General features: G+C 31.4%; 11 protein-coding genes and 1 other annotated feature. Of the genes, 7 read left to right on the forward strand and 4 right to left on the reverse strand.

Annotated features, from left to right (window positions below):
- The coding region (locus tag GC105_RS15970) for a LysM peptidoglycan-binding domain-containing protein (protein WP_152806831.1) at positions 1–863 on the reverse strand (863 nt) is incomplete at its 3' end.
- Positions 864–1,030: 167 nt separating this feature from the next.
- Between GC105_RS15970 and plsY the strand changes: the two genes are divergently transcribed.
- From plsY to GC105_RS15990, 4 genes are all read left to right on the forward strand, one after another.
- Positions 1,031–1,615 carry a glycerol-3-phosphate 1-O-acyltransferase PlsY gene (plsY, locus tag GC105_RS15975; RefSeq protein ID WP_152806833.1) on the forward strand — a complete coding sequence of 195 codons (585 nt, stop codon included), beginning with the start codon at positions 1,031–1,033 and terminating at the stop codon, positions 1,613–1,615.
- A 64-nt stretch (positions 1,616–1,679) separates the two neighbouring features.
- Positions 1,680–1,844: a DUF1540 domain-containing protein gene (locus GC105_RS15980; RefSeq protein ID WP_152806835.1), complete on the forward strand. Its 165-nt coding sequence runs from the start codon at positions 1,680–1,682 to the stop codon at positions 1,842–1,844.
- Between the two features lie 247 nt (positions 1,845–2,091).
- Entirely contained in the window at positions 2,092–5,025 is a 2,934-nt protein-coding gene (locus tag GC105_RS15985) for a vitamin B12-dependent ribonucleotide reductase (RefSeq protein ID WP_246169879.1), read from the forward strand.
- A gap of 130 nt (positions 5,026–5,155) precedes the next feature.
- Complete coding sequence (locus tag GC105_RS15990; RefSeq protein ID WP_152806839.1) at positions 5,156–6,334, forward strand: TraB/GumN family protein; 1,179 nt, start codon at positions 5,156–5,158, stop codon at positions 6,332–6,334.
- Between the two features lie 133 nt (positions 6,335–6,467).
- Here GC105_RS15990 and GC105_RS15995 read toward each other — a convergent pair whose 3' ends face one another.
- Positions 6,468–6,782 (reverse strand): nucleoside triphosphate pyrophosphohydrolase, encoded by a 315-nt coding sequence (locus GC105_RS15995; protein ID WP_152806841.1) that lies wholly within the window; start codon positions 6,780–6,782, stop codon positions 6,468–6,470.
- 244 nt (positions 6,783–7,026) lie between these two features.
- Between GC105_RS15995 and GC105_RS16000 the strand changes: the two genes are divergently transcribed.
- Together GC105_RS16000 and GC105_RS16005 are read left to right on the forward strand one after the other, a co-directional pair.
- Positions 7,027–7,851, forward strand: a complete 825-nt coding sequence (locus tag GC105_RS16000) for an aminotransferase class IV (RefSeq protein WP_193708456.1) — start codon at positions 7,027–7,029, stop codon at positions 7,849–7,851.
- Positions 7,848–8,555: a DUF6873 family GME fold protein gene (locus GC105_RS16005; protein WP_152806844.1), complete on the forward strand. Its 708-nt coding sequence runs from the start codon at positions 7,848–7,850 to the stop codon at positions 8,553–8,555. The genes GC105_RS16000 and GC105_RS16005 overlap by 4 nt, the downstream gene beginning before the upstream one ends.
- Here the strand turns inward: GC105_RS16005 and GC105_RS16010 are convergent.
- Both GC105_RS16010 and GC105_RS16015 read right to left on the reverse strand, forming a co-directional pair.
- Positions 8,552–8,929: a DUF4363 family protein gene (locus tag GC105_RS16010; protein ID WP_152806846.1), complete on the reverse strand. Its 378-nt coding sequence runs from the start codon at positions 8,927–8,929 to the stop codon at positions 8,552–8,554. The genes GC105_RS16005 and GC105_RS16010 overlap by 4 nt on opposite strands.
- A gap of 2 nt (positions 8,930–8,931) precedes the next feature.
- Entirely contained in the window at positions 8,932–9,558 is a 627-nt protein-coding gene (locus tag GC105_RS16015; RefSeq protein WP_152806848.1) for a DUF421 domain-containing protein, read from the reverse strand.
- A 187-nt stretch (positions 9,559–9,745) separates the two neighbouring features.
- Between GC105_RS16015 and GC105_RS16020 the strand changes: the two genes are divergently transcribed.
- A complete protein-coding gene (locus GC105_RS16020; RefSeq protein WP_152806850.1) occupies positions 9,746–10,468 on the forward strand; it encodes an HAD family hydrolase in 723 nt (240 codons plus the stop codon).
- Positions 10,469–10,539: 71 nt separating this feature from the next.
- Positions 10,540–10,749, forward strand: a binding site (T-box leader).
- Positions 10,750–11,072: the final 323 nt, after the last annotated feature.

Genomic DNA, 11,072 nt, shown 5'->3' on the forward strand with positions numbered 1-11,072 from the left:
GCACCACCTGACCAACCCCACTCATAGGTCATGATAAATACAAAATCCAAGACTTCACCGTGGGCAGCGTAATCGTGTCCTTCGTATAAGGTGCCTATTTGATCATCGGTTAATTTTGGTGCTAATGCAGAGGAAACAAAATAACCTCTTGGACGGAAAAAATCAACAGCCCTTGCTATGAAAGCATTATACCTCTCTCGATTTTCTCTACCTACATATTCAAAGTCAAAATCTATGCCTCTATATCCTTTCTCTTCCATTACAGCTAAGATATTATTAAAAAGTGTATCTTGTAGTGGTTCACTAGAGAGTATTATGGTTGCAATTTCTTGACTAAAGGTACCTTCTTCAAAATTTGTTACAACCATTAGAGGAGCTACATTATTATTTAGTGCGGCTTCAATAGCAGGATCGTCATTTGGTGGTGTTAGACTTGCATCTCTATTGACAGCATAACTAAATATGTTTAAGTAAGTTAGATGTTCACCTACTTGGTTAATTTCTGCAGCAGTATTTTCCCTCGTTGTTTGAGGGTCTATATAGGCTGCAACTTCTTTTGATGGCCTAGTTCTTGGTGGAATATACAGTCTCATACCTACTCTTAGCTGGGTGGGATCTTGTATATTATTTACTTCAGCTAGTACATTCACTGGAACATTTACCCTTTGGCTTATTATGTATAAACTATCACCTGGTGCAACAAAGTAGTAACTTCCATTAATTGGGATAACTAAAGCCTGACCTATCACTAATGCATTAGGGTCTTCAATCTCATTAGCGCTAGCAATAACTTCTACGGTGGTATCGTAGGCTCTAGATAAAGCCCAAAGAGAGTCTCCCGGTCTGATAACATGTATCTGCAATTGATCACGTCCTTAAACTTTTTTATAGTATATTCACTTACACCAATTAATGTTATAATTTATACAAAACAATTAACTTTTTTTTATTATTAGGAAATAAATATAGATAAATATATACGTATTTTGCTATAATAAGGTTCGTATCTATAAATAGTAAGGATGATGGTATGAAGGACTTTATAATTTTATTAGTATGTTATCTAATAGGAAATATTTCTTTTTCTTATGTGTTGACAAAAATAAAGCTTAAAAAAGATATTCGTGAATTTGGAAGCGGTAATGCAGGAACCACAAATGTGCTGCGTGTATTAGGTAGAAAATATGCAATACTTGTATTAGTTGGCGATGTTTTAAAAGGTATAATTGCGATAATTCTTGGGAAATTATTGGCATCTAGTGAGATGTATATAATATTATGCGGGTTATTAGTCATAATAGGCCATAATTGGCCTGCACTAATGGGATTTAGAGGTGGAAAAGGTATTGCTACATCAATAGGGGTATTTGTTACATATGATCCTATTGTTGCGTTTATATGCATAGGCATCGGGGTGTTGATTATAGTAATAAGCAAGTATGTTTCATTAGGTTCAGTGATAGGTATGTCGATTTTCCCAATTGTAGTTGTTATGCTATCTAGAAGCTTTGAAGCATTTATATTTGCATGTTGTGTTAGTGCTATATCTATTTATAAACATAGAGCCAATATAAGTAGATTAATAAAAGGGACAGAAAATAAATTAAAATTTTGATTTTTAATTGAATAAAATATTAAAAGGTAGTCATACTAATTAGGATTATAGGAGGTGACTATCAATGAAGATAAATAGTAATATCGGATGTACAGTTGATGAATGTAAATATCATGCTAAGCAAGAGAATTACTGTTCATTAGAGCAGATTCAAGTTGTTAAAAATTCTAGCAAAGCTACAAATGAAACAGAAACAGACTGTCATAGCTTTGAATCAGAAATGAACTAGATTGTATATTGGTATCAAGACTTGGATATTAATATTTTATGTATTCTTTTTATTTACTTGTCTTGAGATTTAACCATGTATTAGTTTTTTGTTCTATCTGACAAAAGTTGATTTAGATACTATGTTATCTAAATCAATTTTTATGTTTGTTAAATAAAAAACATAAATATACATCACACTATATACCATATATATGGTATAATTCTATTTACCAATCTATATATTGAGAAGGAGTATGATATTACATATGAATAAGATTATTAAAAGAAGATTTACAAAGAGACTTGAGGAAGATAGTAATTTAACGGTTTACGATTTATTTCAATGGAAATCCATCGATGTATTAATGAAGAATTGGAAAACAGGTAAAGTCATAGCCGATATGAAAGATTTGGAATTTCCCATAGACTACAGCCAAACTGCTTGCAATATAATTGCAACTAAGTACTTCCGTAAAACTGGTGTAACTAATGAATTTGGTTATGAAAGAAGCATGAAGGAAGTTGCAAATAGATTAGTTGCCTTTTGGATCGATGCTTTATTAGATGAAGGCATAATTAAAAATAAAGATGAGTATAGTATTTTATACGACGAATTAGTATATAGTTTTTTAAGTCAGATGTGGGCACCAAATTCGCCTCAATGGTTTAATACAGGATTACATAATAGTTATAAAATTATAGGTACAAAAGACGATCTGTTCTACTACGACGAAAAATTAGGTAAGGTAGTTGAAAGTCCAGATAGATATTCAAGAACTCAAGCTTCTGCCTGCTTTATATTGTCTGTCGAAGATAAATTGTTAGGAAAGCACTCTATTTCAGATCAATACGTTAGTGAAACTAAACTATTTAAAGGTGGTTCAGGAGTAGGTACAAACTTTTCTTCAATAAGAGCTTTGGATGAAAGATTATCGAATGGCGGTTTCTCTTCTGGTATGATGAGTTTTTTACAAGGTCTTGATAAAAATGCAGGAGCCATTAAATCTGGTGGTACCACTAGAAGAGCTGCAAAAATGGTAATTAATGATATAGATCATCCTGAGATTGAAACTTTTATTACTTGGAAATCAAAAGAAGAGAAAAAAGTTAGAGATTTAGGCAAAATGGGCTACGATACTTCTATGGAGGGTGAAGCATACTCTACAGTAGGAGGACAAAATAGCAATAATTCCATAAGATTAAATAAAGAGTTTATGGAAAGTGTAATGAATCTAGATCAAAATCCTGATGCTGAATTAGAGTTAAAGGGTAGAACTGACCAAAGCGTTAATAAAAAGGTGAAAATTAGCAAGCTTTGGAATTTGATCAATACAGCATCATGGGAGTGCGCAGACCCAGGTTTACAGTTTGACGATTTGTTTAATTATTGGAATACATGCCCAGGTGGAGAAGATGGCAAGGTAGGAGCAAAATATAACCGTATTAATGCTACTAACCCGTGTTCGGAGTATGCATTCTTAGATGATACTTCATGTAATTTAGCATCAATAAATGCTTTTAAATTTTATGATAATCAAAATAAGATGATTGATGTAGAAGGATATGTTCATATTATTGGTATAATTCAATTAGTCTTAGAAGCATCTATTCACTGGGGACAATTTCCTACAGAAGACATTGCAAGAAAAACATATTTGTTTAGAACAACTGGGCTAGGTTTAGCTAATACTTCATCTCTATTGCTTGCTTTAGGTTTGCCATATGATTCAGATGAGAGTAGAAATTTAATAGCATCCTTAGCTGGAATTATGACGGGAACATCTTACTATGTGTCTGCATTAATGGCTCAAATAGTAGGAGCATTTGAGAAGTATGAATTGAATAAAGAACATATGTTAAAAGTCATCAGAAACCATAGTCGAGTTGCAGGGCTATTAGATGACCAGTATGAAGAGTTATACTACGAACCGCTAAAAGTAAATCATGATGTTTTAGAGAGCATTGGTATGGGAACTATTAGTGAAACTTTAAAACAATCTTGGAATAATGCAATTAAATATGGAGAATCATTTGGTTATAGAAATGCACAGGTTAGTGTAATTGCACCAACAGGCACGATTTCTTTAGCAATGGATTGTGGAGCTACTTCTATTGAACCTTTTTATAATCACACGGTTTTCAAACAATTAGTTGGAGGTGGTAGCCTGGAAATAGTAAATCCAGTACTTCACTTGTGTTTAGAAAACTTAGGATATAATGAAGATGAGATAGAGGCAATTATCAGTTACATTTTAGAAAAAGACAAAGAAGGTATGATGAAAAATGATTCTGTAGAAGGTGCACCATACCTTAGAGAAGAACATTATAAAGTATTTGAAACAGCTAATAATATCAGACCGGAAGGTCACGTGTTAATGGTATCTTCTATAACACCTCTAATTAGTGGGTCTGTTTCGAAAACTGTAAACTTGCCTAATAATGCAACAGTAGAAAATGTAGCGGATATCCATAAACTTGCATGGAAAACTGGAACGAAAGCAATTGCAATTTATAGGGATGGTTGTAAAGTGTGCCAGCCACTATCAACAGGCAATACTCAAGAAAAAGAAAAACAACTAGAAGAATTTACTTATACAGAATTATTAGATTACAGTAAAAATTGTGTAAAACAAGTTCCAAATAGAAAAAGGCCAGGTGGTATGAGACTCAGCCGAACCCATGCTGCAAAAATAGGTGATATTGAGTTATATATAACATTAGGATTTTATGAAGGTGGGCAAGTAGCAGAAGTATTTGTATCCACTGATAAAGAAGGAACAGTAGTAAAAGGTCTATTAGCTTCATTATCTAAATCATTGTCAAATATGTTACAGTATAATATACCTGCTAGTGATATATCTAGAATGCTTAGAGGGCAGCAATTTGAACCATCTGGTTTTGTATCAAGGCATCCGTATATTAAATATGCGTCAAGCATATCTGATTTACTAAGTAAGATCATAGATATAGAATTAGGAGACTTTAGTAGATGTCAAATAAAGCCACAAACTTTTCATCAGATAAATAGTGAATTAAATCAAGAAGTACTAGTTACTTTAGATGATAAAAAAGATAGTGCAAATATAGAGGGAGAAAGATTATACGGCGAATCCTGCTCGAGTTGTGGTGGTAATAGAATGGTTAAAAACGGAACTTGTAAAGTATGCTTGGATTGTGGAACTACAACAGGTTGCAGTTAAATATAAAACTTATAAAAAACTTCTAGTAAATACTAGAAGTTTTTTTGCTATTCATTAAGAGAGGATTGTAGTAAAATATAATTTACAGGCTTTTACTATGTAAAACTGAATTAAAAAGAAGAGTCAGGTGATGTTTTTGGAATGTAATAATGTACACCGATTAAATTATTTAGATAAAGAAATTATTCTTATAGCAACTGCTCACGTATCTAAAAATAGCGCTGAAGAAGTTCGCCAGGTTATTGAGCGAGAAAAACCAGATTCTGTTTGCATTGAGTTAGATGAAGGTAGATATAAATCTCTAAAGGAAAAAGACAAGTGGAAAAATACTGATATTGTTAAGATTATTAAAGAAAAAAAAGTTGGGTTTATGTTTACTAATATTTTACTTAGTAATTATCAAAGAAAAATTGCAGAACAATTTAATATCAGTGCAGGCCAAGAGATGATTCAAGGAATAGAGTCCAGTGAAGAGATAGGATCAAATCTAGTGCTAGCTGATAGAGATATCCAAATTACATTTTCTCGAGTATGGAGAGGAGTATCGTTTTGGGGTAAGATAAAACTTATGGGTAGTATTTTGTTTAGTTTAATAGACGATGAAGATATATCAGAGGAAGATTTAGAGAAGATGAAGCAAGAGGATATGTTAAATTCAGCTTTATCTGAATTATCAGATTCATTTCCAGGACTTAAAACTTATTTAGTAGATGAAAGAGATCAGTACTTAGCTAATAAAATAAAAAATTCACCTGGGAGTAAAATCATCGCAGTTTTAGGGGCAGCTCATGTACCCGGTATAAAAAAAGAAATTTTCATTGAACAAAACATGGAAGAAATTAGCACATTACCACCAAAATCATTGCTGTCTAAAAGTATTGGTTGGTTAATACCTGTGATAATTATTATTTTACTATTGGTGAGTTTTTCAATGGATAAACTCACTGGAGTTACTTATTTAAAAAGTTGGTTGTTCTGGAATGGTGGATTAGCGGCACTAGGAACTATTCTAGCAATGGGACACCCACTATCAATATTGACTTCTCTATTGTTAGCCCCTATAAGCTCCTTAAATCCGTTAATAGCTGTAGGATGGTTTTCAGGATTAGTGGAAGCTCATTTTAGAAAACCTAAAGTAGAAGATTTTGAAAAATTATCAAAAGATTTGTATTCATTTAAGGGTTTGTGGAAAAACAAAGTAACTAGAGTACTCTTAGTGGTAGTATTAGCTAATTTGGGAAGTGTGATAGGTACTGCTATAAGTACGGTTGATATATTCAGTTCATTTATCCAGATGATTTTTGGATAAATTGCTAGCAAGATAACCTTTTTTGTAAAATAGACATCTTTGTGCAATATAGGCAAGAAAACTATTATTAACAAAGAAATAGTTAGGTGATTCAATAGATTTATTGAATAAAAAGTTCACATATGTGAACTTTTTATTCAACTACATCTTCTAAGAAAATTCGATCTTTAAAAGATCCTCTATTTTCTTTCTTTTTCATTTTTAAATAATCGATATGCATAGGTTCGTATTGTAAAAATTCTATTAAGCTATCTAGTACTTCGTAAATATCCGCTAGTTCTTCTTCGCTATTAGATGTTCTAAATTCCTCTACTTCTTCCACAATTTTAGTAAGCAGTGCCTCTTTGTATTCTTGGTCGCTCAAAGTACGGGTCTTACATTGTCTACCGCTTTCTATAATTATTTGAGGAACTCCATCTCTAACAAGCTTATTATATTGCTTCTTCAAAATATCACCTCTCCTATAGTAGAATTATATTAACTATATTATACAACTTTATTGGAATAATTAAAATTATAATAGGAATTTTATTTTATGATTGGAAAGTTCGACTAGCTTGCTGAGCAAGTGCCAACGACCGAGACCCCAAAGGGGTTGAGGAAAATCTGTGGAGGATAAAGTAGGCAATAAATACTGCTACTACAATATATGATATAATAATCAAAAGTATATGTTGAAAGGGCGATGTACGATGGATAAGAAAACATATTTTTCATACAATGGTAAATTAGAAAACAGCGATATATATAATATAACAATACCAATGAATGCGGTTTATGAAGTAATAAAGATGATTGATGGAAAGCCACTATTTTTTGAAGATCATGTTGATAGGTTTATGAAATCAATACAAAATATGGGGTACAAGATGAATATAACCTCTGCAGATATACTCCAAGAGATAGTACTGTTAGCTAGGGCAAATATGAATAAAAATACCAATGTTAGGTTGGTATATATTCCAAATGATGACAAAAACAAATACGATATCATGATATCTTTTATAAAAGGAGTCGGACTATCTGCTGTAGAGAAAGAAAAAGGGGTAGCAGTGGAAACTATAGAAATTGAAAGACATAATCCTAATGTTAAAATTGTAGGAACCTCTTATAAAGACCGTATTCAGTCATCAGCTAATTTTATTGATACTTTTGAATTATTATTAGTCAATAAAGAAGGCTATATAACTGAGGGAAGTAAATCTAATGTATTTTTTGTGAAAAATAATAAGGTAATCACATCCCCAGCGAATAATGTTTTATTAGGAGTAACTCGTAAATATATATTAGAGATATGCAAACATAACCATATAGAAGTAGCATTTGACAATATTACTGAAAAAGAAGCATATGATATGGATGGAGCATTTTTAACTGGGACCACTATTGATATTGCTATCATTAGAAAAGTTAATAACATAAAGTGTAATTATAGCAATAAAATATCAGAATTATTAAAAAATTGTTATGAGGAGCTTATGAAGAATTATTTGGAAAGTTTTAAGGTTAACCAATGAAATGTATTGTCTCTGAGAATATTAGCAGAGAAACCTATGATAGTCTGACTAAATATACAGAAGATATTATACTAATAAGAGGATTAAATACTTTATATAATGCTGTGAAAAGTCATGCGGATATTCAATGTTTTCCTTTAGATAACCACACCGTTATTGTTCACCCAGAGATAGACTGCAGAACATTAGCTGAGTTTAATAATTATAAAATAAAAGTTATTTTTGGAGAAAAGTCATTAAAGTGCAATTATCCAGATAATATTGCTTATAATGCAGTAAAGGTTGGTAATAAGATATTTCACAATTTCAAATATACTGATACTACGTTATATAAGACTCTTACTCAAAATGGTTATGAGTTAATAGAGGTTAAGCAAGGATATACTAAATGTTCGGTATTAGTTGTAGATAATAATAGCATTATTACCTCTGATAGAGGCATTGCAAAGATAGCAATAGAAAACAAAATAGAAGTAGCACTTATAAGCCCAGGAAATATCGATTTACCAGGCTTAAATTATGGATTTATTGGTGGTGCAAGTGGTACATTATCAGAAGACAGACTAGTTTTTTTTAATGGTGATATTACGCTGCATCCAGATGGAGACGAAATCATTTCATACCTCACGAAAAAAAGATTTGATATTGTTTCATTATCAAAAAGGAAATTAATAGATGTAGGAAGCTTTTTCCTTATACCTTAAAATAGATTATGAAGATTAACTTTTTCCTTAGTATATATGTGTTCAAAAAAATATTTTAATAAAGCTAACTTGACTAGGGATTCTCTACTTTCGAGATTAATGTAGTTATATGATTCAATTAAATTCTTTTCAATATTATCAATTTCTTCATGTCCAGTAGTCGTCATCCAGAATTTTATATTTTTTTCCCAATCCTTTTTAAATAGATTCATCTCTTTTTTTGCATCATCCCACATTTCTTCATCTACAAGGGCCTCTATTTCTTCTATATGTTCAGTGAATCCTACTGCAGTATCCTGAATATAGTTGTGTACTAAAAGGCTTCCTACTATAACAGTGGAAAGTAGGATCGTAGCAAGGAGTAGAATTTTCATAATTAATGCCCCTTTCTATGAAAATATAGTTTCTGTTCGTCTACATAAGCTAGGAATAATTCTTTATCTGAAGAAATTCCATTTCTGTGTAATTCCTCATTTAACCAACTTTCCGATATATTCCAATCTTTAAAATTCTTATAAAGTCTTTTGCCATCTGCAATAAGTGTTACTGGGTAAGATATATCTTCATTAGGTATCATACTCATATCTCCATTTGTCTCAAATACAATATATTTTAATTCATGTAATTTAGGATATCCATGAGAGCGAGCTTGTTCAAACAAATCACTTATAGTAATACGAAGTCTTTTCATTTCGCCTTCTTGTAAAACGCCATCTTTCATAATAAGAGATGGTTTACCAGTAAGAATTCTTCTGCTAACATGGTTTTTAAGAATCAAAAATGTCATGAGAGCTTCTATAAAAAACATCACAAATAAAGGTATTAGTCCATAGAATAAAGGTATATCAACACTCTCTAGAGGAGTAGATGCAATTTCTGCTGCCATAATAGCGATTACCAATTCATTTGGTTGCATTTCACCAACTTGTCTTTTCCCCATAATTCTTATCATGAAAAAGACTGCTAGGTATAAAATAACTGTTCTTAACAAAACAATAAGCATATAAATAACACCTCGATAAATTTTTAAAAGACTATAACTTTATTGTCTACTAAACATAATAAAAAATTCTATATTAGATTTAGTTTTTTAGAATTGGCTTTAGGGAAATAAAAATCTTAGTGATACAAGTTTATTACGAAGATTTATTGGTATAATATAATAATAATAAGTTTTGGGGAGTGTTTATATGAATGTTGCAGCTTTTTTTGATGTGGATGGCACATTGTACAGAGACTCTCTTATGGTAGAGCACTTTAAAAAATTAATTAAATACGAGGTGTTAGATGCTGCCATATGGCATGGAGAGGCTAAAAAGAAGTTTGAGAACTGGACGAAGAGGCATGGTGATTATGAGGATTATTTATTAGAGATAGCAGAGAGTTATTTAAAAAATTTAAAAGGTGTAGATAGAGATTATATAAATTTTATTACTGATCAAGTTATAAAACTAAAAGGCGAAAAGGTTTATCGCTATACTAGAGATAGGATAAAATGGCATCAAAAAGAAAATCATATAGTTATATTCATATCTGGAAGTCCATCATTTTTAGTAGAGAGAATGGCTAAGATGTACAATGTTAAGTACGTTAAAGCTACAGAATATTTAATAGACGATAAAAATAGATTTACAGGACAATTAATACCAATGTGGGAGTCAGCAAGTAAAATAGAAGCCATAGAAGAGTTTGTTAATAAATTAGATATAGACTTAAATGCTAGCTACGCATATGGAGATACAAATGGAGATTTTGATATGCTAAAAATGGTAGGAAATGCAGTGTTAATTAATCCTATCAAAAAATTAGTAGATAATATACAGGCAGATAGTTCAATAAGAAAAAAATCTAAAATCATAGTAGAACGTAAAGATGTAATATATAATATACCTATAGATGTTGAAGTAATTTAATTTATACAGTTAAATATAGAAAAAATGTTGACTTTTTTACGAAATAGTATTATATTATTTATCAAATAATAATAAAGACTGTGAAAAGAAAGAGTAAGGTAATCTAGTTATTAGAGAGGAAATGTATTTGCTGGGAGCATTTCTTAATTTAGATATCTGAAAACCATCTTGGAGTTGTTAGCTGAAATGTAAGTAGGCTGTATCGGTTAAAACCGTTATCATATGTAAGTGGATCTTTTAGATCAACTAAGGTGGAACCGCGGAACCTATTCGTCCTTTGCAATGAGCAAAGGATTTTTCTTTGCGCGAAGTCAAGAGCCCTGCGAAAAAATATCTCAACCACTAGCGACTGTCAAATCCGTAGGATTTGACACGATTGTTTGGTTTATCCTCAATCTAAAATTCATTTTCGATTGAGGATAAACCAAACAATCGTTAAATTGATGTAATCAATTTGAAAGTCGCGTAACAACGGAACAGAGTTTTTTCATAAGGCGACGACCGCGACCCTAGCGAATTGCGAAGCAATTAGCAGGGGGGATTGAGGATAAACCAAACAATCGTTAAATTGATGTAATCAATTTGAAAGTCGCGTAACAACGGA

This window comes from Alkalibaculum sporogenes, from assembly GCF_009362815.1.
Lineage (GTDB): Bacteria > Bacillota > Clostridia > Eubacteriales > Alkalibacteraceae > Alkalibaculum_A > Alkalibaculum_A sporogenes.